Below are 24,739 nucleotides of genomic sequence, written 5' to 3'. Positions count from 1 at the left end.
CGGGTCGGACGGGGGGAAGGTCTAGGGGGCGACGAGGTCCTCGTCGGCGGGGGCGGCGGGGCGGTTGCGCAGCAGTCGGGTGCGTCCGCCGCCGTGGCCGCGGTTGCCCAGCCGGCGCACGGCGTAGTCGCCGGCCAGCTGGATCACGGTGACGATGACCGCGATCTCCGCCACGATGATCCACATGAAGGTGGTCTCGAACCGCAGGTAGCCGTACCGGTAGGCCAGGTCGCCGAGGCCGCCGCCGCCGACGGTGCCGGCCATCGCGGAGTAGCCGATCAGCGCGATGACCGTGGTGGTGACGGAGGCGACGATGCCGGGGAGGGCCTCGGGGACCAGCACCTTGCGGACCAGGGTCCAGGTGCCGCCGCCCATCGCGTGGACGGCCTCGACCAGGCCGCGGTCGACCTCACGGACGGAGGTCTCGACCAGCCGGGCGAAGAACGGGATCGCGCCGACGGTCAGCGGCACGGTGGCCGCCTGCCAGCCGAGCGAGTTGCCGGTCACCCAGCGGGTGAAGGAGATCAGCGCGATCATCAGGATGATGAACGGCATCGAGCGCGTGAGGTTCACGACCGCGCCGAGCACCTTGTTCACCGGCTGGTTCTGGAGCACCCCGCCCTTGGAGGTGAGCACCAGCAGGATGCCGAGGGGCAGTCCGAGGAGGACGGTGCAGACGGTCGACACGCCGACCATCTGGAAGGTCTCCACGGTGGCGGGCCACATCAGCTCCCGCATCTGGTCCCAGGTCATGCCACCGCTCCGTTCGTCACACCGACGCCGTCCGAGTCGAGGACGGCCACCTGCAGGCCCTGCTCGCGCAGGTAGCCGATCGGCACCACGTTGTCCTGGTGGCTGCCGGGCAGCTCGACCCGCATCCGGCCGACCGTCCGGCCGGCGATGGTCTCCACCGCGGCGCCGAGGATGTTGATGTCGATCTGGTAGGTGCGGGCGAGCTGGGAGACGAACGGCTGGGCCGAGCTGTCGCCCTGGAAGGTGATCTCCACCACGGTGGAGGCGGGGCGGCCGATGCCGAACTCGCCGAGCGGGAACAGCTCGCGGGCCAGCTCCGAACCGGGCTGGGCCAGCAGGTCGGTGAGTTCGCCGGACTCGACCACCCGGCCGCCGCGCATCAGGGCGGCGGAGTCGCAGACGGACTTGATGACGTCCATCTCGTGGGTGATCAGCAGGACGGTGAGGCCCAGCTGCTGGTTGAGGTCGCGCAGCAGCTTGAGGATCGAACGGGTGGTCTCCGGGTCGAGCGCCGAGGTGGCCTCGTCGGAGAGCAGCACCTTGGGGTCGCCGGCCAGTGCCCGGGCGATGCCGACGCGCTGCTTCTGGCCGCCGGAGAGCTGGTGGGGGTAGCTGCGGGCCTTGTCGCCGAGGCCGACCAGGTCGAGCAGTTCGGCGGCCTTGCGGCGGCGCTCGGTGCGGTCCAGTCCGACGATCTCCAGCGGGAGTTCGACGTTCTGCTGCACGGTCCGCGAGGAGAGCAGGTTGAAGTGCTGGAAGACCATGCCGATCCGGCGGCGGGCCTCGCGCAGCTCCTTGCCGGCCCGGTTCTCGCCGCCGGACAGCGCGGTGAGCTCGAGCCCGTCCACGGTGACCGTGCCGGAGGTCGGGCGCTCCAGCATGTTCACGCAGCGGATGAGGGTGGACTTGCCGGCACCGCTGGTGCCGACGACTCCGTAGACCTCGCCCGGGCGGACGTGCAGGTCGACGCCGGCGAGGGCGCTCACCTCGCGGCCTCGGGAACGGTAGACCTTCGTCAGGTCCGTGGTGGTGATCACAGCGGCTTTCCGTGGGTCGGGGGCGGGCGGCGTGGATCGACCGTCCGACCGGTGTGCGGTCGACGGCGTCACGGCGCTGCGCCGGAGGGATCCGGACTCGACTCCCTCGATCGTGGCCGTGGCCGGGCCGGGCCGCGCGACGGCGCTGCCCTGACGGGTCACCCGGCCCGCGGGTGGGCGGGCACGGCCAAGGGAGGGGTCCGGGAGGAACGGCGCGCTCGCACGGGCGGGAGCGGCGCCGGGGTCTCGCTTCGGGGCGCGAGGGGGAGGCACCCTCAACGGGTGCCGGGGGCGGTGGCCCTCAGCAGTGACACATTCGACGACACATGGCACGCTCACCTGCCGGCAGGGTGCCGGTGGGGGTCCAGTTCGTCGTCGCAGTCATGTGAGCCAGTAAAACAGATGGGTCGAATTCCGCCCAATCTTTTGGCCGAGCTGTCCGCAATGCGGACATGCGACGCCGCTACCTGCGGAAACACGACTCGGCGCCGCCACCGGTGGTCCGGATGGTGGCGGCGCCGGGAGGCGTACGCGGGGCGACGGGCTCAGGCCGTCGCGGCGAGCGCGGTCGCGGTCGCGGTCGCGGCGGGCTTCTCCAGATGGACGAAGCTCAGCCGGCTGTTGACCTGCTCGACCTCGGTCTGCCGGTACCCCTGTCGAGCGTACAGCCGCAGGTTGCCGAGGCTGCGGTGGCCGGTGAACAGCCGGTAGGCGCTCACCGGGCCATCCTGGGCCATGCGGCGCTCCAGCGCGTCCAGCAGGCGACCGCCGAGGCCGTGGCGCTGCATCCGCGGGTGGACGACCAGGCACCCTATCCGGGCGACACCGTCGGCGCCGACCCGGCCGCGGACGGTGCCGACCACCTCGTCGCCCAGCCGGGCCACCAGGACGTGCTGCTCGGACAGCTCGGCGCGCAGGCTCTCCAGGCTCTGCGTCAGGGGCTCGATCGCCCAGTCGCCGTACAGCTCGGCCTCGGGCTGGTAGCCGAGGTACTGGAGCTTGAGGATCTGCTCCGCGTCCTCGGCCTCAGCAGCCGAGATGATCACGCTCATGCCCATGTGGAGGGGCCTCCCCAGTCGTCGTGCCCGGCGCGCAGAGGGTGACGCGCTCACGCTCAGTATCCGAGCGATCGCGCCACCGTCAAGAGCTGCGTTCGCCAGCGCTCTACCCGGGTGTCAGCTCCGCTCAACCTTCGCGGGGGCGGACGTGAGAAGGGTCACCAGCCGGGCCGCGCGCGGCGCGCCGGGCCGTACGGTCCCGCGCTCAGGGGTACCGCTCCGCGTGGAGCAGCATCCGCAGGCAGGCCAGGCAGCGGGAACGGGTGGGGCCGATCGACCCGCGCGGCATGTCGAGCCGCTCGGAGAGCTCACGGTAGGTGGGCGGCGGGTCCTCGGCGAGCGCGGCGATCAGCTGCGGGCAGCGGCCGGGCAGGGCGGCGACGGTCTCGCGGACCACGCGGCGCCGGTGTTCGGCGAGGTAGACGTCCTCGGCGGAGGGGACGGGTGGAAGGGCGGTGCACACACCGTGCATGACGGTCCCGGACGGGGCCGGTTACGCCCGGGCCGAGGCGCGGACGCGGGAGGGGCGCGCCGGTCGGACCGCCGCGCCCCTCCCCCGTCGCGCCGGGGATCAGCCCCGGGTCGGGGCTCAGCCCCGCGACCACTCCTGCTGCCGCGCCAGGTCCGCCTTCACCTCGGCGAGCTGGACCGCGACCGCCGAGGGGGCGGTTCCGCCGCGCCCGTTGCGGGCGGCGATGGCTCCGTGGACGTTGAGCACCGAGCGCACCTCGGGCGTCAGGTGCCCGGAGATCGCGGCGAACTGCCCGTCCGTCAGGTCGGACAGCTCGATGCCCTCGGCCTCGCAGACCTTGACGCAGGCGCCGGCCACCTCGTGCGCGACCCGGAACGGCACGCCCTGCTTGACCAGCCACTCGGCGATGTCGGTGGCGAGCGAGAAGCCGGCCGGGGCCAGCTCCTCCAGCCGCTCCCGGTGCACGGTGAGGGTGGCCATCATCCCGGTGAACGCGGGCAGCAGCACCTCCAGCGTGTCGCAGGAGTCGAAGACCGGCTCCTTGTCCTCCTGGAGATCCCGGTTGTAGGCGAGCGGCAGCGCCTTGAGGGTGGCCAGCAGGCCGGTCAGGTTGCCGATCAGCCGGCCGGACTTGCCGCGGGCGAGCTCGGCGATGTCCGGGTTCTTCTTCTGCGGCATGATCGAGGAGCCGGTGGAGAAGGCGTCGTGCAGCGTGATGAAGCCGAACTCCTTGGTGTTCCAGATGATCACCTCCTCCGCGATCCGGGAGAGGTTGACGCCGATCATCGCGGTCACGAAGGCGAACTCGGCGACGAAGTCGCGCGAGGCGGTGCCGTCGATGGAGTTGCCGACCGAGCCGCCCTCGAAGCCGAGGTCGGCGGCGACGGCCTGCGGGTCGAGGCCGAGCGAGGAGCCGGCCAGCGCGCCGGAGCCGTACGGCGAGACGGCGGTGCGGGCGTCCCACTGGCGCAGCCGCTCGGCGTCCCGGCCGAGGGCCTGCACGTGCGCGAGGACGTGGTGGGCGAAGAGCACCGGCTGGGCGTGCTGGAGGTGGGTACGGCCCGGCATCGCGGTGTCGGGGTGCGCCTCGGCGAGGCCGACCAGGGCCTGCTGGAGGTCGAGCAGCAGGCCGCCGATGGTCTTCGCGTGGTCCCGCAGGTACATCCGGAACAGGGTGGCGATCTGGTCGTTGCGCGAGCGTCCGGCCCGCAGCTTGCCGCCGAGGTCGGGGCCGAGGCGCTCCAGCAGGCCGCGCTCCAGGGCGGTGTGCACGTCCTCGTCGGCGACGGTGCCGGTGAAGGTGCCCGCCTCGACGTCGGCGAGCAGCCGGTCCAGGCCGGCCAGCATGCCGGCCAGTTCCTCGTCGGAGAGCAGGCCCGCCTTGTGCAGGACCCGGGCGTGGGCCTTGGAGCCGGCGATGTCGTACGGCGCGAGGCGCCAGTCGAAGTGGACCGAGGCCGAAAGCCTGGCCAGCGCCTCGGACGGGCCGTCGGCGAAGCGCGCGCCCCAGAGGCGGACGTCGGAGGACTGCTCGGCGGTCATCGCGTGGCTCCTTCATGGATGTGCAGTGGATGGCATAAGTATGCACGACACCGTATGAAAAACAAACCCCGGCCGGACGGTCTCCGTCGGGCCGGGGTTCTTCGGGTCGGAACGCTACTGCGCCTTCGCCTGGGCGAGTTGCATGAGGTGGTCGGCGAGCGCCTGGCCGCCGGCCGGGTCCCGGCTGATCAGCAGCACGGTGTCGTCGCCGGCGATGGTGCCGATGATCTCGAACACCTCGGCCTGGTCGATCGCCGAGGCCAGGAACTGGGCGGCGCCCGGCGGGGTGCGCAGCACCACCAGGTTGCCGGAGGCCGTCGCGGAGACCATGAGCTCGCCGGCCAGCCGGGCCATCCGGCCCTCGCTGGCCGACTCCCCCATCGGCGCGCGCGGCGTGCGGTCGCCGCCCTCCGCCGGGACGGCGTAGATCAGCGCGCCGTCCCGGTTGCGGATCTTGACCGCGCCCAGCTCGTCCAGGTCCCGGGAGAGGGTGGCCTGGGTGACCACGAGTCCGTCGTCGGCGAGCAGCTTGGCGAGCTGGCTCTGCGAACGCACGGGCTGGCGGGTGAGCAGGTCCACGATCCGCCGGTGGCGCGCGGTGCGGGTCTGCGGGACCTGCGGCGTCGGGCCGGTGGCGGACGGGCCGGAGTGGGAAGCGGTCATGTGAATATTCTCCCGGACGACGGTCAACTCGCATCGGCCGGGGCGCCCTCGCGCACCGTCCGGAGGATGCCCGGCAGCGCGGCCAGGAAGGCGTCCGCCTCCTGCTCGGTCAGCACCAGCGGCGGGGCCAGCCGGACGGCGTCCGGGACGGCCGCGTTGACCAGGAAGCCCGCCTCCTGGGCGACGGCCTGGACCTTGGCCGAGACCGGCTCGGTGAGCACGATGCCGAGCAGCAGGCCCGCCCCGCGCACGTGCGAGACCAGCGGGTCGCCGAGCGCCTCGACGCCGTCGCGCAGCCGCTCGCCGAGCTTGCGGACGTGCTCCAGCAGGCCCTCGGACTCGATGGTGTCCAGCACCGCGAGCCCGGCCGCGGCGGCCACCGGGTTTCCGCCGAAAGTGGTGCCGTGCTGACCCGGGGTGAGCAGCTCGGCGGCCGGCCCGAAGGCGAGCACCGCGCCCATCGGCAGGCCGCCGCCGAGCGCCTTGGCCAGGGTGACGACGTCCGGCTCCACGCCCTCGTACGCCTGGTGGGCGAACCAGTGGCCGGTGCGGCCGACGCCGGTCTGGATCTCGTCCAGGACCAGCAGGGTGCCGGTGGCCCGGGTGATCTCGCGGGCGGCCTTCAGGTAGCCGTCCGGCAGCGGGATCGCGCCGTTCTCGCCCTGGACCGGCTCCAGGAAGACGGCCGCGGTCTCGGTGGTGACGGCCGCGCGCAGCGCCTCGACGTCGCCGAACGGGACGTGGGTGACGTCGCCGGGCAGCGGGCGGAACGGGTCCTGCTTGGCGGGCTGGCCGGTGAGCGCGAGGGCGCCCATGGTGCGGCCGTGGAAGGCGCCCTGGAGGGCGACCAGGTGGGTGCGGCCGGTCCGCCGGCTGATCTTGAAGGCGGCCTCGTTGGCCTCGGCACCGGAGTTGCAGAAGAACACCCGGCCGCCGGGGCGGCCGTCCAGCTCCAGCAGCCGCTCGGCGAGGGCGATGGTGGGCTCGGCCATGAAGAGGTTGGAGACGTGGCCGAGGGTGGCGATCTGCCTGCTCACCGCCTCGACGACGGCCGGGTGGGCGGTGCCCAGGGCGTTGACGGCGATGCCGCCGAGCAGGTCGGTGTACTCCTTGCCGTCGGCGTCCCAGAGCTTGCTGCCCTCGCCGCGCACCAGCGGGATGCGGGGGGTGCCGTAGTTGTCGGTGAAGGAGTGCTGCCACCGCTCGGTGAACTGCTCGTTGTGGGTCGCTCCGGTGCCGCCGGTCGTGCCGGTCATGCCAGTCCCCCGATCACGGTCGTCTCGTCGTCCGGCACGACCATCGTGCCGATTCCCTCGTCGGTGAAGATCTCCAGCAGCAGGCTGTGCTGGACCCGGCCGTCCAGCACGCGGGCGGTGCCCACGCCGGAACGGACGGCCCGCAGGCAGCCCTCCATCTTGGGGAGCATGCCGCTGGCCAGGTCGGGCAGCAGCTCCTCCAGCTCGGTCGCGGTGAGCTGGCTGATCACGTCGTCGGAGTTCGGCCAGTCCTTGTAGAGGCCCTCGACGTCGGTGAGGACGACGAGCATCTCGGCGCCGAGCGCGACCGCGAGCGCGGAGGCGGCGGTGTCCGCGTTGATGTTGTAGACGTGGCCGTCGGCGCCGCGGGCGATCGAGGAGATGACCGGGATCCGGCCGTCGGCGATCATCGCCTTCACCGCGCCGGCCTCGATGTTGACGATGTCGCCGACCAGGCCGATGTCGACCTGCTCGCCGTCCACCACCGCGTAGCGCTTGACCGCCGTCATGGTGTGGGCGTCCTCGCCGGTCATGCCGACGGCGAACGGGCCGTGCTCGTTGAGCAGGCCGACCAGCTCGCGCTGCACCTGGCCGGCCAGCACCATCCGGACCACGTCCATGGTCTCCGGGGTGGTGACCCGCAGACCGTTGGTGAAGCTCGACTCCAGGCCCAGCCGGTCGAGTTGGGCGCTGATCTGGGGGCCGCCGCCGTGCACCACGACGGGGTGCAGACCGGCGTAGCGGAGGAAGACGACGTCCTGGGCGAAGGCGGCCTTGAGGCCTTCGTCCACCATGGCGTTGCCGCCGAACTTGATCACGACGGTCTTGCCGTGGAAGCGCTCCAGCCACGGGAGCGCCTCGATCAGCGTCATGGCCTTGGGCAACGCGGTGTTGTTGCGGGCCTGTTCGCCCTTGGGTGCGATCTGCACGGGTTTCCCTCGTCAATGGGGGTCCCCCGGCCGGAGGCTGGGGGAGGATGTCGCGGATCGGGTGTCGCGACTCGGGGTGTCGCGGACGAAGTGACGCCGGTCAGGTCGAGTAGGCGCTGTTCTCGTGGACGTAGTCGGCCGTCAGGTCGTTGGTCCACAGCGTGGCGCCCGCCGGGCCGGCGTTGAGGTTCGCGGTGATGACGACCTCGCGGCCCTTCATGTCCACCAGGTCGCGGTCCTCGCCCACGCCGCCGGCCCTGCACACCCAGACGCCGTTGATGGCGACGTCCAGCTCGTTCGGGTCGAAGGCGGCGGAGGTGGTGCCGATCGCGGCCAGCACCCGGCCCCAGTTGGGGTCCTCGCCGTGGATGGCGCACTTGAGCAGGTTGTTGCGGCTGATCGTCCGGGCGACCTCGACCGCCTCGTCCTCGGTGGCGGCACCGGTGACGTCGATCCGGATCTCCTTGCTCGCGCCCTCGGCGTCGCCGATCAGCTGGCGGGCCAGGTCGGCGCTGACCGTGCGGACGGCCTCGGCGAACTCGGCCTGCTCCGGGGTGACGCCGGAGGCGGCGGAGGCGAGCAGCAGCACGGTGTCGTTGGTCGACATGCAGCCGTCGGAGTCGATCCGGTCGAAGGTGGTGCGGGTAGCACCGCGCAGCGCGATGTCCAGGGCGGCGCTGTCCAGGTCGGCGTCGGTGGTGAGGACGACCAGCATGGTGGCGAGGCTCGGGGCGAGCATGCCCGCGCCCTTCGCCATGCCGCCGACCGTCCAGCCGGCCGGGCTGGTGTACTGGGCGGTCTTGTGCACCGTGTCGGTGGTCTTGATGGCGATCGCGGCGGCCTCGCCGCCGTCCTCGCCGAGCTCGCCGGCGGCGAGCGCGACCCCGGGGAGCAGGATGTCCATCGGCAGCCGTACGCCGATCAGGCCGGTGGAGGCGACGGCGACCTCGCCCGCGTTCAGGCCCAGCTCCGCGGCGACCTTCTCCGCGGTGGCGTGGGTGTCCTGGAAGCCGAGCGGGCCGGTGCAGGCGTTGGCGCCACCGGAGTTGAGGACGACGGCGGAGACCAGGCCGCCCTTGAGGACCTGCTCGGACCAGAGCACCGGCGCCGCCTTGACCCGGTTGGCGGTGAAGACGCCGGCCGCGGCGAGCGAAGGACCGTCGTTGACCACCAGGGCGAGGTCGGGGGTGCCGGAGGCCTTGATGCCCGCGGTCACGCCGGCGGCCCGGAAGCCCTTGGCGGCGGTCACTCCGACGTTCGTGCTCTTGCTCACGGTGCGACTCCGTTCACGGGAAGGCCGAGCTCCTCGGGCAGACCGAGGGCGATGTTCATGCTCTGCACCGCGCCGCCGGCGGTGCCCTTGACCAGGTTGTCGATCGCGCTGATCGCGATGATCCGCCCGGCGGCGGCGTCCAGGGCGACCTGGACCAGGGCGGTGTTGGCGCCGTAGACGCTGCTGGTCTGCGGCCACTGCCCCTCGGGCAGCAGGTGGACGAAGGGCTCGTCCGCGAACGCCTCGGCGTACGCGGCGCGCAGGCTCTGCGCCGTCACCCCGGGCCTGGCCTTGGCCGAGCAGGTGGCGAGGATGCCGCGCGGCATCGGGACGAGGGTGGGGGTGAAGGAGACGGTGACCGGCTCGCCCGCCAGCGGGGAGAGGTTCTGGGCCATCTCCGGGGTGTGCCGGTGGACGCCGCCGACGCCGTACGGGCTGACGCTGCCCATCACCTCGCTGCCCAGCAGGTGCGGCTTGGCGGCCTTGCCGGCACCGGAGGTGCCGGAGGCGGCGACCACCACGGCCTCCGGTTCGGCGAGCTGCGCGGCGTACGCGGGGAACAGCGCGAGGGAGACGGCCGTCGGGTAGCAGCCGGGTACGGCGATCCGGTTGCTGCCCTTCAACGCGGCGCGGTGGCCGGGGAGTTCGGGCAGGCCGTAGGGCCAGGTGCCGGCGTGCGCGGAGCCGTAGAACTGCTCCCAGTCGGTGGCGGCCTTGAGCCGGAAGTCGGCCCCGCAGTCGATCACCAGGACGTTCGGGCCGAGTTCCTCGGCGACGGCCGCGGACTGACCGTGCGGCAGGGCCAGGAACACCACGTCGTGGTCGGCCAGCACCTCGGGGGTGGTGGCCTCGAGGACGCGGTCGGCGAGCGGGAGGAGGTGCGGCTGGAGCGTGCCCAGCCTGGTGCCCGCGTTCGAGCCGCCGGTCAGCGCCCCGATCTCCACCTCCGGGTGGCCGAGCAGCAGGCGCAGCACCTCGCCGCCCGCATAACCGCTCGCGCCGGCGACGGCGACTCGCAATGCCATGGCGTTCCTCCTTCGTCTTGGCATGAATATACGCGTGGTGGAAAATTCATGCAAGGAGTTCGCGCCGGATCCCCGCCGGGGCGGGGTGGCGGGATCAGCGCTTGACGGCTCGCAGCACCACGAACTTGGGGTTCCCGGCGACGAGTCGGCAGTTGCCGAAGAGGCGGCGCAGCTTGACGTGGTAGCCGAGGTGGCGGTTGCCGACCACCCAGAGTTCCCCGCCGGGCCGCAGCGCCCGCTTGGCGCCGGTGAACATCCGCCAGGCGGTGGCGTCGGTGGTGGCCTGGTGGGAGTGGAACGGCGGGTTGTTGAGCACCAGGTCCACCGAGCCGGCCGCCACCGCGTCCGCGGCCAGGGCGTCGGCGGTCAGGAACTCGGCCGGGGCGTCCGGGCCCAGGTTGGTGCGGAAGGTCTCCTCGGCGGAGGCCACCGCCTGGTGCGACTCGTCCACGAACACCAGCTCCGCGCCGGGCCCGGCCAGCGCGGCGGCCGTACCGACCACGCCGTTGCCGCAGCCGAGGTCCACCACGCGGGCACCCGGGGCGGGGACGGGCAGGTGGGCGAGGAGGAAGCGGGTGCCGATGTCCAGCCGGTCGGCGCAGAAGGTGCCCGCGTGGTTGACGACGGTACGACCGGAGACGGGCCCGATGTCCGGAGGCAGCGCGTAGCGGTGCGGCCACGGGTTGGGGCCGGCGTCGAGCGCCCGGTCGGGGGTGCAGAAGATCAGCCGGGCCTTGCGGGCGGCCAGCGAGGTGCGGGTCGGGCCGAGGATCCGCTCGAAGAGCCGGAGCGTGGAGGTGTGGATCTCGGTGACCATGCCGGCACCGATCACCACCGTGTCCTCGTGGAGGGCGGGGGCGAGCCGGTGCAGCTGGTCCTCCAGCAGGGCCAGGCTCTTGGGGACGCGCACCAGCAGCACGTCGATCCGCTCCGGCGGGGTGTCCCGGGTGGTGAGCAGCCGGGACTCGTCGACGGCGGCGCCGGCCCGGGCCAGGTTGGCCAGGGTGGCCCGCCGGCCGAGGTGGGAGTCGGTGATCTGGAACGGTCGGCAGTCGGCGAGCGCGGTGGTCAGCGCGCCCCAGCGGTCGCCGAGAACGGCGACCGTGCGGTCGGCCAGCCCGGTCGCGGCGCCGGCCGCGCTGTCCGCCTCGCCCGCGAGGTGGCGCAGCAGGTACTCGTCGGCGGCGTCCCAGGCCCGCAGCCGCTCGCGCGGATCCTCGGGGAAGCGGGTGAGTTCGAAGGTGCCCCACGGGGTGGCGAATGCGGTGTCCGGCGGGGTCGCGGCGGGCGTGGTCTGGGGATTCATCGTGTTCTCAGGCTATCCGACGGCTCCCGGCGGCGATTACGGACGGATACTGGAAGGGCCCGACCGAGAGGGGTGAGGGCGATGGAGTGGAAACTCGAAGTCGTGGTGGTCCCGGTGTCCGACGTGGACCGCTCGAAGCTCTTCTACGAGGAGCAGGCCGGGTTCACCGTCAACCACGACACCCTGCTGCGGGACGGGGTCCGGGTGGTCCAGCTGACGCCCCCCGGCTCGCCCTGCTCGATCGTGGTGGGCAAGGGGGTGATCGACTCGCCGCCCGGATCGGTCAAGGGCCTCCAGCTGGTGGTACCGGACATCGAGCGGGCGCACGCCGAGCTGCAGGCGCGGGGCGTGCAGGTCAGCCCGGTCCAGCACTTCGTGGCGGGGGGCCGGGTGGACGGGCACGGCGAGGCCTGGAACAACTTCGTGTTCTTCAACGACCCGGACGGGAACGGCTGGGCGGTGCAGGAGGCGCCGCGCGCCGCGTAGGGCGGACCGGCCCCGGGCGGCCTTGGGTAGGCTCCGAGGATGGCTGAACACGAGGGAAGCGTGCGGGTGGACAGCTGGATCTGGTCGGTCCGGCTGGTCAAGACGCGGGCGCTGGCGGCGGCTGCCTGCCGCGCCGGGCACGTCAAGGTGAACGGCGAGCGGGCCAAGCCGGCGCAGGCGCTGAAGCCCGGGGACGAGGTGCGGGTCCGCGAGGAGGGGTACGAGCGGGTCGTGGTGGTGCGGCAGTTGATCCGCAAGCGGGTCGGCGCCGCGGTCGCGGCGGAGTGCCTGGTCGACAACAGCCCGCCGCGGCCGCCGCGCGAGTTCGTCGCGGCGGCCGGAACCCGGGACCGCGGGGCCGGGCGGCCGACCAAGCGGGAACGCCGCGAGCTGGACCAGCTGCGCGGGCACTGAGCGGGCGCCGAGCGGCCCCGGGTGCGGGGGCCCGGACGCGAAAAGCCGCGGAGCCGTTACGCGGCCGCGGTCGCGAGCACCTTGGCGAGGAAGCCGTCGAGGTTGGCCACCGTACGGCCGATCTGCAGCTCCAGCGGCAGCGACTCGTCGGGCCGGGTGACCAGGGTGGACTTCTTCAGCCCGCGCACGTAGAGCGAGCAGGCGAGGTCGGCGCAGATGTAGGTGCCGACCGTGTTGCCCTCGCGCCCGGCCGCCCCGGCCCGGCGGGCGGCGAGCAGCGCCACCCCGGACCCGGCGTGCGCGGTGATGCACAGCGAGCACACGTTGGTCTTGGTCAGGCTGCGCCGGATCACCGACGAGCGCAGCGTCACGCCGACCAGCTCGCCCCCGTACGGCGCCACCAGGTACGCCCGGTCGGGCGCGCCCTGGTCCCGCCAGCCGAGGAAGTCCAGGTGCTCCCAGGGCAGTTCGGCCAGGCCCCGGGGCAGGTTGAGCCGACGGGCCTCGCCCTTGGAGCAGTTGACGAAGGACGCACGGATCTCGTTCTCACCCAGGGATTCCATGCCGCGGAAGCTAACACCCGCCGACCGGCCGTGTCGCGCCCATTTTCACCCGGTCCGCACCGGGTGGGCGGCCTGGACGGCGAGCCGGCGCGGGGCCTCCTCGCCGATCCGGGTGAGCAGGTCGTCCAGGGCGAGGAAGACCTCCCAGCGCTCCCGCCCGCCGGCGGCGGCGAGGCGCTCGACCACCAGGTCCTCCAGGTCCCGGACCCGCTTGTCCTTCCAGGCCTTGTCGGCCAGGCTGACCAGCAGTGACTCGACGGTGACTCCGGGGCCGTCCCAGCTCGCGTGGGTGCGGGCGAAGCGGGCGAGGTGCTCGGGGACGCCATGGGCGAGCAGCAGGGCGTGTCCGGCGGGCTCGTGCCGGGAGCCGGGGGCGGAGAGCTCCTCGGGGTGGACGGTCTTGCCGATGTCGTGGGTGGCGGCGCCGTAGAGGACGGCCTCGCGGTCGAAGACCAGGCCCTCGCGGGCGCAGAACCCGGTGATCTCCTCGGCCACCTGGTGCACCAGGGCGAGGTGGGCGACCAGGCGGGGCGGGGCGTCGAGGGCACGCAGCAGGTCGGCGACGTCCGGGGGCAGCGGCGGCAGGGCGGTGGCGGTCACGCCGCAGGGTAGCCGGGACGGTGAGGGACTGTCAGTGGGGGTCCGTAGGCTTCGACGGTCCGGTCCCGGTGCAGGAGGGGGGCGCCGGGACCGGACCTGAGCGGCCGACCTGATCGGCCGACCGAGAGAGCTACGGGAGGCCGCCTGCGGTCACTTCTTGAAGGCGACACCGGCGTACGCCGACACGTCCTGCCAGCCCTCGGGGAGCTCGGTGGTGGGGACGTGGCCCGCGGTGGGGCGCCAGAGCGGGAGCTGGACGAGCCCGGGGCCGGCGAACTCGAAGTCGCCGAAGAAGGACTCGACGCCGGCGCGGGGGCGCAGCACGAGCGGGGCGCTGGCGCTGCGGTAGATGCGGGTGCCCTCGGAGGCGCTCTCGCGGGAGGCGAAGTCCGGGCTGCCGTGGGAGAGGATCAGCGCGCTGCCGGGGGCGAGCGCGTCGCGCAGGGTGCGGACGACCTGCCGGGCGCCCTCCTCGTCCCGGATGAAGTGCAGCACGGCGACGAGCATCAGCGCGACCGGCTGGGAGAGGTCGACGGCGCCGGCCAGCGCGGGGTGGCCGAGGATCGCGGCCGGGTCCCGCAGGTCGGCCTCGATCACCGAGGTGTGCCCGGCGGGGTGGCTCGCCAGCAGGGCGCGGGCGTGGGTGGCGACGATCGGGTCGTTGTCCACGTACACCACCCGGGCGTCCGGGGCGACCCGCTGGGCGACCTCGCTGGTGGAGCCGACGGCCGGGATGCCGGTGCCGATGTCGACGAACTGGCGCACGCCCCGGCTCGCCACGAACTCCACGGCGCGGCCGAGGAACTGCCGGTTGGTGCGGGCCAGCAGCGGCAGCGCGGGGTAGGCGGCTATCGCGGCCTGGGCGGCCTTGCGGTCGGCCTCGAAGTTGTCCTTGCCGCCGAGGTAGTAGTCGTACATCCGGGCGGTGTGCGGGACGCCGGTGTCCAGCTCGCTCGGCGGCTGCCAGTCGTCGGTTCTGGCCCAGTCCCACTCGGTGTCCGTACCCCGGCCGATCGCCGCGCCGTCCTCGTACATCCTGTCCGCCCCCAATGCGCACTACCGGAAGAGTTTGGCCACCGCCCGTCGACACGCGGCGCGCGGTGATCGTATCCATAGATACGGCGCGGAAACAGCGGGAGTTCAGGTTTACGCAATTGCCGGTGACGGAGTGTGTGCACGTCAAGGCCGGTCCCGCCGACCGGACGGACCGGATCGCCCGCCGGAGCCGTCCTCTCTATGCTGGCTGCCGATGACTGCCGACCGCCGCACCGTACTGCGCTCCACCGTCCGCCTCGCCGCCCTCGCCGCCGCGGGCGGCCTGCTCAGCGCCTGCGGCACCGGGAACCTCCGCCGGGCCGACCCGGGGGCGCTGGCCGCGCACCCCGGCACCGTGGACCCGCAGCACACCACCGACCCGGCCTGGAGCGGCGGCGAGGGCCCGGCCTCCGCCACGCCCACCGCCCCGGCGGAGCCCCGGCCCGACGGCGAGCCGACCGCCGCCGTGGCCGCCGCCCAGCCCTCCACCCCGCCGGCCCCGCCAGTGCTGCCGCCGCTCGCGCCGGGCACCCCGGTCGAGGTCGCGTACGGGCCGCGCACCGGTCGGAACGTGGCGCTCACCGTCCACGGCAGCGGCGACCCGAAGCTGGCCACCGCGCTGCTGGAGATCGCCGAGCAGCGCGGCGCCAGGCTGACCGTGATGGTCGTCGGCAGCTGGCTCGACCAGCAGCCGCAGATGGCCCGGCGGATCCTGGACGGCGGCCACGAGCTGGGCAACCACACCCAGAACCACCTCGACATCTCGGCCATGACACCGGACCAGGCCCGTGCCGAGATCGCCCAGTGCGCGGAGCGCCTGCAGAAGCTCACCGGCTCGATCGGCCGCTGGTTCCGCCCCTCCGCCGCCCAGTACGCCACCCGGATAGTGCGCGAGCAGGCCAAGGCGGTCGGGTACGAGCACGTGCTGTCCTTCGACGTGGACCCGCGCGACTACAACGACCCCTCGGCCGCCGAGCTGCAGCGCCGGGTGCTGAACTCGGTGCGCGGCGGCTCGGTGGTGGCACTGCACATGGGGCACCAGTGCACGGTGGACGCGCTGCCCGCGATCCTGGACGGCCTGGCCAAGGCGGGGCTCAAGCCGGTGACCGCCAGCCAGCTCTGCGCCTGACCCCCCGCCCGGGCCCGGCGACCGGGCGTCCGAACCCGAACGCTCCGGCCCGGACACCCGGTCAGACCATCGGGTCGTCGTCCTTGTACGGGCGCAGCCGCAGCGTACGGGCGTCCGCGGCGCGGATCGCGTCGGCCCGGTTGACCAGCTCCTCCAGGTCGTCCCGGCCGGCGTGGATGAACCGCCCGTGCAGCCCGTCGAAGCGGCCGCGGGCGGCGTCCACGGTGACGGCCACCATGTACGGGATGGAGCCCCAGGCCGTGGTGTCCCGGAACATCGGCATCCCGGCGGTCATGTCGGTGGCCACCGCGCCCGGGCTGATGTCGAGGACCACGATGCCGTTGCGGGCGAGCGAGTCCGCCATGTTGTCGGAGAGCTGGAGCAGCGCGCCCTTGGAGGTGGCGTACGCGGTGTAGTCGCCGTCCGGGCGCAGCGCGAAGCCCGAGTTGAGGTTGACCACCCGGCCGCGCCGACGGGCGACCATGCCGGGCAGCACACAGCGCAGCAGGTTGTAGGGGCCTCGCAGGTTGGTCTCGATCACCTGCCACCACTGGTTGGCGTCGGTCTCCCAGAGCGGCACCTCGGCGCGGTCGACCAGACCGGCGTTGTTGACCAGCAGGTCGGTCGGCCCGAGGTCGCGCTCGATCACCCGGACCGCCTCGCGCACCGAGCCGGGGCGGGTGACGTCGGCGGTCACGGCGACGCCCCGGGAGCCGCGCTTGGCGCACTCCTTGAGGGTGTCGGTCAGGGTCTCGTGGGTGCGGCCGACCAGGCCGACGGACATCCCCTCGGCGGCCAGGCCGATGGCGAGCTCCCGGCCGATGCCCCGGCCGGCGCCGGTGATCAGGGCGACCTGTCCTGCGAGCGATCCCGTCGACACGCTGTGCTCCCTTCGCGCCCCCGGCCCTGTCCGCTTCGGCCCGGCCCCGTCTGCGGCATTCTGTCGGCCGACCGGCGGAGCCGGCCCCGGGCACACGGGTCAGGGGCCGCCGCCTCACCCGTTCGGGGGATGCCCGGAGGTGGCACCCCGCCGGGGAGGGGGTGACCTACTGGCCGGTACGGAGTAGTAACGTCGTCGGGGCGGTGACCGGTGCACCCATTCCGGTACACCGGCCCGTCGTCCAGCAGCTCGCTGGGCCACCCGTAGCTGGGCGACCCCCAGCACCGTCGAAGGGCAACTGAGTGAGTGACATCGCGCGCGTCGGAGTGATCGGCTGCGGCCTGATGGGGTCGGGCATCGCCGAGGTCTTCGCCCGGGCCGGGCTGGACGTCCTGGTGTCGGAGGCCAGCGGTGAGGCGCTGGAGTTCGGTCGCACCCGGCTGACCAACTCCCTGGAGACGGCGGTCAAGCGGGGCAAGCTGACGCCCGAGCAGCGGGACGAGGCGCTGGGCCGGCTGTCCTTCACCGTCGATCTGTCCGACTTCGCCGACCGCGACCTGGTGGTCGAGGCCGTCGCCGAGCGCGAGGACATCAAGGTCGGGATCTTCGAGACCCTGGACCGGGTGGTCGAGCGCCGCGACGCGATCCTCGCCTCCAACACCTCCTCGATCCCGATCGTGAAGCTGGCCGCCGCCACCACCCGTCCGGAGCAGGTGATCGGCCTGCACTTCTTCAACCCGGCGCCGGTGCAGAAGCTGGTCGAGGTCATCCCCACGCTGACCACCTCGGCGACCACCACCGAGCGGGTGGAGGCCTTCGCCTCCCAGGTGCTCGGCAAGGAGCCGATCCGCGCCCGCGACCGGGCCGGCTTCGTGGTCAACGCGCTGCTGGTGCCGTACCTGCTGTCCGCGGTGCGGATGTTCGAGTCGGGCGTGGCCACCGCCTCCGACATCGACAAGGGCATGGAGGCCGGCTGCGCCCACCCGATGGGCCCGCTGCGGCTGTGCGACCTGATCGGCCTGGACACCATCGTCTCGATCGCCGAGTCGATGTACGACGAGTACAAGGAGCCGCTGTACGCCGCTCCCCCGCTGCTCTCCCGGATGGTGGACGCGGGCCTGCTGGGCCGCAAGTCCGGCCGGGGCTTCTACGACTACACCGCGAGCGCCTGACACCCCGGGCGCTCCCGGACAGCGGGGCCCGGCGGCCGTGAACCGGCCGCCGGGCCCTCGTGCTCGGTGTGGCGTCAGCTGTTGATGGCGTAGCTGTCGCCGTAGACCTTCCACTTCAGCGGCGGGTTGAGGTCGAAGTTCTTGGCGTTGAGGAAGACCAGCTGCTCGGTGTCCACCCGGCTGGTGTCGGAGTGCGCCTCCTCCTTCTTCATGACCACCTTGCGGGCGTCCAGGAAGGCCTTGAGGTAGGTGGCCTCGTCGCCGCCCTGGGCGGGGGTCTTGGCCTTCTTCATCGCGGCGGCGCGGATGCCGCCGAAGCTGTCCGAGCTGTTGCCCGGGCCGTGCATGACGATGGCGTCGTAGTAGGCGAACTGGCCGAGCGCGCGCAGGCCGTCGCTCTTGGCCTGGTTGACGGCGGGGTTGAAGTACACCCGGTCGCGCTCGTCGTTCTGGGCCTGCTGGAAGACGGTGTCCTTGGCGGCGGTGGCCCAGTCCTTCTCGAACGCGGAGCCGAGGCCGGCGTGCGAGTCGGTGCCGTTGACCTTCTTCAGGGCCGGCAGGTACTTGGCCAGGACGTTGCCGGGCTTGAGGTCGGTGTAGTGCTGGACCAGCTCCAGCATGTCACCGGTGCCGGAACAGAAGCCGATGATGCCGGCGGTGTAGCCGCGGCCGTCCTTGATGTCCTCGATGTACTTGTACTGGGCCTTCCAGTCCAGCGACGAGTTCTCCGCGCTGGACACCAGCTGCATGGCGATGTCCTTCTTGTGCGGGTCGTCCAGCCCGACCCCCGCGAGCTGGACGGCGGCGGCCGGCGACGGGGCGGCCTGGGCCGCCGAGGTGGCCGCGACGGTGAGCGGCGCGGCCACCAGGGCGGCGGCGAGGGCGATGCGGAGGGCACGACGGGGCTGAGGGCGCATGGGACGCTCCGATTCCTCGATGGGTTAGGAAACTTTCCTAACGAGAAGAAGGAAAACCCCTCGGGCCGCACTCCCGCAAGCGTTTTGACGGAACCTCTTCAAGAAAACTCCGGAACCGCGGCGCGGAGCCGTCGGCCGGACGCCGGGTCAGAACGCCCTGCGCCGCACCCACCAGACCGCCGCCGCGCAGGCGGCGACGCCCAGGGCGACCATCCAGCCGAACTCGATGAACTCGAACGGCCAGAAGCGGTCCGCCGGCTGGTACACCTGGTGGGCGGTGTAGCCGCCGTCCCGGACCAGCGCCTGGAGCTGGGCGAAGTCGCCGTGGCCGTAGAACTCGTCGACGGGGATCCGGTTCCCGGCCGGGTCGGAGTACCAGACCTCGCCCAGCCACCGCTCGTCCAGCGGCATCGTCCGCATGGTGTGCAGCGCCTCCTCCAGCGGAGGCCGGTAGTGGAACCGGAGGGACTCGGCGACGAAGGGCAGCGCGACCGAGACGGCCAGGCCGATGCCTACCGCCGCCACCGTGCGGCGCAGCACCGCGCCGGCCAGCGCGGCCACCCCGAAGGTCAGCACCACCCGGCCGACCACCACCGGCCAGGTCTGCTCGAAGAGGTACGGGCTGAAGCGCCCGCCCATGAGCACCAGCGGGGTGCTCCACCAGCGCAACAGCAGCCCGAACAGGGCGGCGACGACCGCCAGCACCCCGCCGGCCAGCGTCAGCGAGCCGACCGTCCAGCGGGACCGGCCGGCCCCCTGGGTCCACACGAAGCGGACCGTGCCGTGCTCGAACTCCCTCGCCAGCAGGGGGCCGCCGACGAAGGCACCGAAGCCGCCGCCGAGCACGTGGAGCACCATGGCGACGGCCTCCATCGAGGTGCCGTACTCGCGCAGGAACTGCTTGTACCGCTGCAGGCAGGCGTCCGTGGCCGGATCGCAGGCGGCGGCGCCCGAGCGTTCCAGGCCGCTGTGCACGTACCAGCCGTGGACCAGCAGCGCCAGCGAGAGCGCGGCCATCAGCGTCAGCAGGGTCACCAGCGCGGGCCGGTGGCGCAGCCCGGCCGCCCGCAGGACGGCGGAGCGGGGCGGCGCGAGGGACAGGGAGCTCACGGCAGCAGCACCTTCTCGTTCGGCGGGACGGCCCCGCGCGGGCCGGGGAGCGCGGAGGCGGCCGGTTCGCGCAGGTAGGAGATCACCAACTCCTCCAGTCCGACGCGCTGTTGGTGCCAGGAGCCGGAGACCGGGGCGTCCGGGCCGCCGGTCCGCACCAGCAGGTGGGACTGGACGCCGGCCCGGCGGTCGCGGACCACCGGAAGCCGCCGCGCGACCTCGTCGGCCTCGGCGGTCGGGCCGGTCAGCATCCGGTGGCCGGCCAGCAGGTCGTCCACCTCCCCCGACACCTGGACCCGGCCGCCGCCGAGCACCACCAGGTAGTCGCAGCTCTGCTCCAGCTCGTTGACGGCGTGCGAGGAGAACACCACCGACATCCCGTCCTCGGCCACCGCGGTCAGCAGCACGGCCATGAAGTCGTGCCGGGCGAGCGGATCGAGGGACGCCAACGGCTCGTCCAGCAGCAGGAGTTCGGGCCGCTTGGCGAGGGCCAGGGCGAGCGAGACCTGGGCCTGCTGGCCGCCGGAGAGCCGGCCGTACCTGCGGTCCAGCGGGATGCCGAGGCCGTCCAGGTGGGTACGGGCGCGGGCCTCGTCCCAGCGGCGGTTGAGGTGTCGGCCCATCGCCAGCAGGTCGCGCACCGGCAGGCCGGGGTAGAGCGCGGCGTTCTGGGCGACGAAGCCGATCCGGTCCAACGCGCGCGGCGAGCCGGGCCGTTGGTCGCCGAGGACGGTCAGCGCGCCCTCGCTCGGCAGGGCCAGTCCGGCGGCCAGGCCGAGCAGCGTGGTCTTGCCGGCGCCGTTCGGGCCGACCAGGGCCACCACGTGCCCGGCGGGGACGGCGAGCCGGCAGTCCCGCAGCGCCCAGGAGCGGCGGTAGCGCTTGCCGAGCCCGGCGCAGTCGATCACCGTGTCCACGGCCATCAGGCCACCACCCCGTCCCGGCCCTCGCGCAGGTCGCGCAGCGCGTCCTCGAACACCGCGACCATCCCCTCCTCGTCCAGCCCGGCGGTCCGCGCCGAGCGCATCCAGTCCAGCAGCCCCCGGCGCAGCGCGGTCCGCTCGCGCAGCGGCACCACCCCGGGGGGCAGGCCCCGTACGAAGGTGCCCTGGCCCCGGCGGCCGGCCGCGAGGCCGCGGTGCTCCAGCTCGCGGTACGCCTTGAGCACCGTGTTCGGGTTGATCGCGAGGCCGGCCACCACCTCGCGCACCCGGGGCAGTCGGTCCCCCTCGGTCAACCAGCCCATCCGCAGCGCCTGTTCGACCTGCTGCACGAGCTGCAGGTAGGTCGGGACGCCGGAGGCCGGGTCCAGACGGAACTCGATCGGGGAGGGCCGGTCGGCGTCTTTATCTACTTCCATAGGTAAAGAGATAAACGACGGACTGAGGTGCCGTCAACTCCGCGGGGAGGGAGGCGGGAAACGACGGAGGGCCCCGCCCCGGACTCGTGGTCCGGGACAGGGCCCTCCTCGGGCGCTGCCGCGCCGGTGCCGTGTCAGGCGCCGCGCAGCACCGCGCCGGTGCGGGCGACGGCCTCGGCGACGGCCGCCTCACGGGCGGCGGTGGCCTCGTCGGCGGTCAGGGTGCGGTCGACCGCGCGGAAGCGCAGCGCGTACGCCAGCGACTTCTTGCCCTCGCCGACCTGCTCGCCGGTGAACACGTCGAACAGCCGGATGGCCTCCAGCAGTTCGCCCGCGCCGGCGCGCAGCGCGGCCTCGACCTCGGCCGCCGGAACGGCGGTGTCGACGATCAGCGCGACGTCCTGGGTCGCCACCGGGAAACCGGAGACGGTCGGGCCGCTGACCCGCTCGGCGCCGTCGGCGGTGAGCAGGTCGATGTCGATCTCCATCGCGGCGGTGCGGGCCGGCAGCCCGAGCGCCTTGACGACCCGCGGGTGCAGCTCACCGGCGTGGCCGACCACCCGGTCGGTGCCCGCCACCAGCAGCTCGGCGCAGCGGCCCGGGTGCCACGGCGCCAGCTGGCCCTGGCGGACGGCCAGCTCGATGCCGGCCGCACGGGCCACCGTGCGGGCCGCCTCCACGGCGTCCGCCCAGGAGGCCTGGGCGCCCTTGCCCCACCAGCCCGAGGGCAGCCGCTCGCCCGCGAGGGCGACGGCGATGCGGCGCGGCTGGTCCGGCAGCGCGGCGTCCAGCGCGGCCAGCTCCTCGTCGCTGGGCCGGTGGTCGACCGCCGGGCGCGGGGCCACGCTCAGCTCGTCCTTGGGCAGGAAGACGGTGCCGGTCTCGAAGATCGCCAGGTCGGTGTTGCCCCGGCCGACGTTGCGGCGCAGCGCGCCGAGCAGGCCCGGCAGCAGCGTGGTGCGCAGCGCCGGCTCCTCGTCGTTCAGCGGGTTGACCAGCTTCACCGTGCGGCGGCGCCGGTCGTCCGCCTCCAGGCCGAGCGCCTCGAAGGCGGTCTCGCCGAGGAACGGGTAGTTGTTGACCTCGACGTAGCCGGCCCCGGCCAGCGCGACGCCGATCCGGCGGTGCACCCGCTGGGCCTCGGTCAGGCCCTTGCCCGGGGGGACGTCGGGCATCCGGGCGGGGACGTTGTCGTAGCCCTCCAGCCGGATGACCTCCTCGGCGAGGTCGTACGGGTCGGTGAGGTCGGGGCGCCAGGTCGGCGGGGTGACCTCCAGGACGTCGGCGCCGGAGACCGAGCAGCCGACCTCCTGCAGGCGCCGGGTGACGGTCTCGCGGCCGTACCCGGTGCCGGCCACCCGGTCGGGCAGGTCGGCGGCGATGGTGATGGTGCGCACCGGGTGCGGGGCGGCGATGTCGGTGACCCCGGCCTCGGCGGTGCCGCCGGCGATCAGGACCAGCAGGTCGACGGCGCGCTGCGCGGCGGCGCGGGCGGCCTCCGGGTCGACGCCGCGCTCGAAGCGCTTGGACGCCTCGGAGGGCAGCTTGTGCCGCTTGGCGCTGCGGGCGATGGCGACCGCGTCGAAGTGCGCCGCCTCGATGATCACCTCGGTGGTGCCCGGGCCCGCGGCCGGGTCGAGGATCTCGGTGGAGGCGCCGCCCATCACACCGGCCAGGCCGATCGGGCCGCTGTTGTCGCAGATCAGCAGGTCCTCGGCGGAGAGCTTGCGCTCGACCCCGTCGAGGGTGGTGAGCAGCTCGCCCTGCTCCGCCCGGCGGACGACGATCGGGCCGGCCACGCGCTGCTTGTCGTAGGCGTGCAGCGGCTGGCCGACCTCCAGCATCACGTAGTTGGTGATGTCGACGGTCAGCGAGATCGGGCGGATGCCCGACTTCTGCAGCCGGCGCTGGAGCCAGATCGGGGACTTGGCGTTCGGGTCGAGGCCGACGACCGTACGGGCCACGAAGCGGTCGCAGCCGGCCTGGTCGTTGACCTTCACCAGGTAGCCGAAGGAGTTCGCCGGCGGCACGTCGAGCAGCGCCGGGTCGGCCAGCGGCAGCCCGTACGCGGCGGCGGCCTCACGGGCCACGCCGCGCATGGACAGGCAGTAGCCGCGGTCCGGGGTGACGGCGATGTCGAGCACCTCGTCGACGAGCTGGAGCAGCTCGATGGCGTCGGTGCCGGCCTCGTACTCCGGCGGGAGCACGATGATGCCGTTGTGGTCGTCGCCCATGCCCAGCTCGCGGGCGGAGCAGATCATGCCGGCCGAGGTCTGGCCGTAGGTCTTGCGGGCGGCGATCGGGAACGGGCCGGGCAGCACGGCGCCCGGGAGCACGACCACGACCTTGTCGCCGACGGCGAAGTTGGTCGCACCGCAGACGATCTCCTGCGGCTCGCCGGTGCCGTTGGCGTCGCCGACGTTCACGAAGCAGTGCCGGATCGGCTTCTTGAAGCCGGACAGCTCCTCGATGGAGAGCACCTCGCCGACCACCAGCGGGCCCTTGAGGTCCGCGCCGAGCTGCTCGACGGTCTCGACCTCGAGGCCGGCCCGGACCAGGCGCTCCGCGACGTCACGACCGGTCTCGCCGGCCGGCAGGTCGACGTACTCGCGCAGCCAGGAAAGCGGGACGCGCATCAGATCTCCATCCCGAACGGGAGGGTGAAGCGGACGTCACCCTCGACCATGTCGCGCATGTCGGCGACGTTGTGACGATTCATCAGGATCCGCTCCAGGCCCAGGCCGAAGGCGAAGCCGCTGTAGCGGTTGGGGTCGACACCGCAGGCGACCAGCACCCGCGGGTTGACCACGCCGCAGCCGCCGAGCTCGATCCAGCCCTCGGAGGAGCAGGTCCGGCACGGCCGGTCCGGGTTGCCGACGCTCTCGCCGCGGCACACGAAGCACTGGAGGTCGATCTCCGCGCTCGGCTCGGTGAACGGGAAGTACGAGGGGCGCCAGCGCAGCTCCAGGCCGCCGCCGATCAGCTTCTCGACCAGCACCTCGATGGTGCCCTTGAGGTCGGCGAAGGTGATGCCCTCGTCCACCGCGAGGCCCTCGACCTGGCGGAAGACCGGGGTGTGGGTGGCGTCCAGCTCGTCGGTCCGGTAGACCCGGCCCGGGCAGACCACGTAGACAGGGGGCTCGCGGTCGAGCATGGTGCGGGCCTGGACCGGGGAGGTCTGGGTGCGCAGCACCACGCCGGAGTCGGCGGAGCCGTCCGGGGCCTGGACGAAGAACGTGTCCTGCATCGAGCGGGCCGGGTGGTCCGGGCCCAGGTTGAGGGCGTCGAAGTTGAGCCACTCGGCCTCGACCTCGGGGCCCTCCGCGACCTGGTAGCCCATCGCGACGAAGGTGTCCTCGATGCGCTCGGCCATGGTGGTCAGCGGGTGCCGGGCGCCGCGCGGGGCGCGGTCGTACGGCAGCGTGACGTCCACCGCCTCCTCGACCAGCACGCGGGCGTCCCGCTCGGCCTCCAGCTCGGCCTGCCGCTTGGCGAGGGCCTGGTTGACGGCCCCGCGGGCCTGGCCGATCAGCTTTCCGGCGGCCGCCTTGGCATGCGGGGGCAGGGCGCCGATCTCGCGGTTCGCGAGCGAGAGCGCGGAGCGGTCGCCGGTGTGGGCGACCTTGGCCTGCTTCAGCTCGTCCAGGGAACCGGCGGCGGCGAACGCGGCGATCGCCTCGTCCCGCGCCTGCTCCACCACCTCGGGCTTGAGAGCCTCGACCTCGACCGGGTCGTACGACTTGTTGGGTGCCGACATCT

At 73.2% G+C, this 24,739-nt stretch carries 25 protein-coding genes; 4 read left to right on the top strand and 21 right to left on the bottom strand.

From position 1 onward, the window contains the following. Nucleotides 1–21 precede the first annotated feature (21 nt). The 11 genes from ACIQ87_RS11585 to ACIQ87_RS11535 all read right to left on the bottom strand — a co-directional run bounded on the left by ACIQ87_RS11585 (nt 22) and on the right by ACIQ87_RS11535 (nt 11,314). On the bottom strand, nt 22–753 hold the full coding sequence (locus ACIQ87_RS11585; protein ID WP_402405038.1) for a methionine ABC transporter permease: 732 nt from the start codon (nt 751–753) through the stop codon (nt 22–24). Further along, the gene (locus ACIQ87_RS11580; protein WP_402405035.1) at nt 750–1,790 is read right to left on the bottom strand and encodes a methionine ABC transporter ATP-binding protein; all 1,041 of its coding nucleotides are present in this window, start codon (nt 1,788–1,790) and stop codon (nt 750–752) included. The genes ACIQ87_RS11585 and ACIQ87_RS11580 overlap by 4 nt, the downstream gene beginning before the upstream one ends. 545 nt (nt 1,791–2,335) lie before the next feature. Then, nucleotides 2,336–2,848: a GNAT family N-acetyltransferase gene (locus tag ACIQ87_RS11575; RefSeq protein WP_402405032.1), complete on the bottom strand. Its 513-nt coding sequence runs from the start codon at nt 2,846–2,848 to the stop codon at nt 2,336–2,338. Between the two features lie 205 nt (nt 2,849–3,053). Then, a complete protein-coding gene (locus ACIQ87_RS11570) occupies nt 3,054–3,311 on the bottom strand; it encodes a hypothetical protein (protein ID WP_392874586.1) in 258 nt (85 codons plus the stop codon). Between the two features lie 126 nt (nt 3,312–3,437). After that, nucleotides 3,438–4,862, bottom strand: a complete 1,425-nt coding sequence (gene argH / locus ACIQ87_RS11565; protein ID WP_402405029.1) for an argininosuccinate lyase — start codon at nt 4,860–4,862, stop codon at nt 3,438–3,440. A gap of 114 nt (nt 4,863–4,976) precedes the next feature. Then, nucleotides 4,977–5,525 (bottom strand): arginine repressor, encoded by a 549-nt coding sequence (locus ACIQ87_RS11560; protein WP_360343103.1) that lies wholly within the window; start codon nt 5,523–5,525, stop codon nt 4,977–4,979. A 23-nt stretch (nt 5,526–5,548) separates the two neighbouring features. After that, a complete protein-coding gene (locus tag ACIQ87_RS11555) occupies nt 5,549–6,781 on the bottom strand; it encodes an acetylornithine transaminase (RefSeq protein ID WP_402405026.1) in 1,233 nt (410 codons plus the stop codon). Beyond that, on the bottom strand, nt 6,778–7,653 hold the full coding sequence (gene argB / locus ACIQ87_RS11550) for an acetylglutamate kinase (protein WP_402405149.1): 876 nt from the start codon (nt 7,651–7,653) through the stop codon (nt 6,778–6,780). The genes ACIQ87_RS11555 and argB overlap by 4 nt, the downstream gene beginning before the upstream one ends. A gap of 157 nt (nt 7,654–7,810) precedes the next feature. Then, entirely contained in the window at nt 7,811–8,983 is a 1,173-nt protein-coding gene (argJ, locus tag ACIQ87_RS11545) for a bifunctional glutamate N-acetyltransferase/amino-acid acetyltransferase ArgJ (protein WP_402405023.1), read from the bottom strand. Next, entirely contained in the window at nt 8,980–10,008 is a 1,029-nt protein-coding gene (argC, locus tag ACIQ87_RS11540) for an N-acetyl-gamma-glutamyl-phosphate reductase (RefSeq protein ID WP_392874573.1), read from the bottom strand. The genes argJ and argC overlap by 4 nt, the downstream gene beginning before the upstream one ends. Before the next feature lie 94 nt (nt 10,009–10,102). Beyond that, nucleotides 10,103–11,314: a methyltransferase gene (locus ACIQ87_RS11535; protein WP_402405020.1), complete on the bottom strand. Its 1,212-nt coding sequence runs from the start codon at nt 11,312–11,314 to the stop codon at nt 10,103–10,105. Between the two features lie 81 nt (nt 11,315–11,395). Between ACIQ87_RS11535 and ACIQ87_RS11530 the strand changes: the two genes are divergently transcribed. Both ACIQ87_RS11530 and ACIQ87_RS11525 read left to right on the top strand, forming a co-directional pair. Then, complete coding sequence (locus ACIQ87_RS11530) at nt 11,396–11,800, top strand: VOC family protein (protein ID WP_402405017.1); 405 nt, start codon at nt 11,396–11,398, stop codon at nt 11,798–11,800. Between the two features lie 39 nt (nt 11,801–11,839). Continuing rightward, nucleotides 11,840–12,214, top strand: a complete 375-nt coding sequence (locus tag ACIQ87_RS11525; RefSeq protein ID WP_402405014.1) for an RNA-binding S4 domain-containing protein — start codon at nt 11,840–11,842, stop codon at nt 12,212–12,214. A 56-nt stretch (nt 12,215–12,270) separates the two neighbouring features. Here ACIQ87_RS11525 and ACIQ87_RS11520 read toward each other — a convergent pair whose 3' ends face one another. From ACIQ87_RS11520 to ACIQ87_RS11510, 3 genes are all read right to left on the bottom strand, one after another. Further along, nucleotides 12,271–12,777, bottom strand: coding sequence for an FBP domain-containing protein (locus ACIQ87_RS11520; RefSeq protein ID WP_402405011.1), 507 nt, complete (start codon nt 12,775–12,777; stop codon nt 12,271–12,273). A 45-nt stretch (nt 12,778–12,822) separates the two neighbouring features. After that, on the bottom strand, nt 12,823–13,377 hold the full coding sequence (locus tag ACIQ87_RS11515) for an HD domain-containing protein (protein WP_402405009.1): 555 nt from the start codon (nt 13,375–13,377) through the stop codon (nt 12,823–12,825). A gap of 150 nt (nt 13,378–13,527) precedes the next feature. Further along, a complete protein-coding gene (locus tag ACIQ87_RS11510) occupies nt 13,528–14,412 on the bottom strand; it encodes an SAM-dependent methyltransferase (protein WP_402405007.1) in 885 nt (294 codons plus the stop codon). Between the two features lie 214 nt (nt 14,413–14,626). On the opposite strand from ACIQ87_RS11510, the gene ACIQ87_RS11505 reads away from it, so the two are divergent. After that, nucleotides 14,627–15,541, top strand: coding sequence for a polysaccharide deacetylase family protein (locus ACIQ87_RS11505; protein WP_402405004.1), 915 nt, complete (start codon nt 14,627–14,629; stop codon nt 15,539–15,541). Nucleotides 15,542–15,602: 61 nt separating this feature from the next. Here the strand turns inward: ACIQ87_RS11505 and ACIQ87_RS11500 are convergent, their stop codons facing one another. Next, nucleotides 15,603–16,421, bottom strand: coding sequence for an SDR family NAD(P)-dependent oxidoreductase (locus ACIQ87_RS11500; protein WP_402405001.1), 819 nt, complete (start codon nt 16,419–16,421; stop codon nt 15,603–15,605). A 302-nt stretch (nt 16,422–16,723) separates the two neighbouring features. On the opposite strand from ACIQ87_RS11500, the gene ACIQ87_RS11495 reads away from it, so the two are divergent. Continuing rightward, nucleotides 16,724–17,593 carry a 3-hydroxybutyryl-CoA dehydrogenase gene (locus ACIQ87_RS11495; RefSeq protein ID WP_402404998.1) on the top strand — a complete coding sequence of 290 codons (870 nt, stop codon included), beginning with the start codon at nt 16,724–16,726 and terminating at the stop codon, nt 17,591–17,593. 74 nt (nt 17,594–17,667) lie between these two features. On the opposite strand, the gene ACIQ87_RS11490 is transcribed toward ACIQ87_RS11495, so the two are convergent. From ACIQ87_RS11490 to pheS, 6 genes are all read right to left on the bottom strand, one after another. Next, on the bottom strand, nt 17,668–18,510 hold the full coding sequence (locus ACIQ87_RS11490) for a chitosanase (RefSeq protein ID WP_402404996.1): 843 nt from the start codon (nt 18,508–18,510) through the stop codon (nt 17,668–17,670). Between the two features lie 147 nt (nt 18,511–18,657). Then, a complete protein-coding gene (locus tag ACIQ87_RS11485) occupies nt 18,658–19,620 on the bottom strand; it encodes a hypothetical protein (RefSeq protein WP_402404993.1) in 963 nt (320 codons plus the stop codon). Next, on the bottom strand, nt 19,617–20,543 hold the full coding sequence (locus ACIQ87_RS11480; RefSeq protein ID WP_402404991.1) for an ATP-binding cassette domain-containing protein: 927 nt from the start codon (nt 20,541–20,543) through the stop codon (nt 19,617–19,619). Before ACIQ87_RS11480 ends, ACIQ87_RS11485 begins: the two co-directional genes overlap by 4 nt. Beyond that, nucleotides 20,543–20,980 carry a GntR family transcriptional regulator gene (locus ACIQ87_RS11475; protein WP_402404988.1) on the bottom strand — a complete coding sequence of 146 codons (438 nt, stop codon included), beginning with the start codon at nt 20,978–20,980 and terminating at the stop codon, nt 20,543–20,545. The genes ACIQ87_RS11480 and ACIQ87_RS11475 overlap by 1 nt, the downstream gene beginning before the upstream one ends. Nucleotides 20,981–21,114: 134 nt before the next feature. Further along, on the bottom strand, nt 21,115–23,616 hold the full coding sequence (pheT, locus tag ACIQ87_RS11470; protein ID WP_402404985.1) for a phenylalanine--tRNA ligase subunit beta: 2,502 nt from the start codon (nt 23,614–23,616) through the stop codon (nt 21,115–21,117). Next, nucleotides 23,616–24,737: a phenylalanine--tRNA ligase subunit alpha gene (gene pheS, locus ACIQ87_RS11465; RefSeq protein ID WP_380700496.1), complete on the bottom strand. Its 1,122-nt coding sequence runs from the start codon at nt 24,735–24,737 to the stop codon at nt 23,616–23,618. Before pheS ends, pheT begins: the two co-directional genes overlap by 1 nt. Nucleotides 24,738–24,739: the final 2 nt, after the last annotated feature.

This window comes from Kitasatospora sp. NPDC096204, assembly GCF_044763205.1.
Lineage (GTDB): Bacteria > Actinomycetota > Actinomycetes > Streptomycetales > Streptomycetaceae > Kitasatospora.
This window is presented reverse-complemented; position numbering and strand designations above follow the sequence as displayed.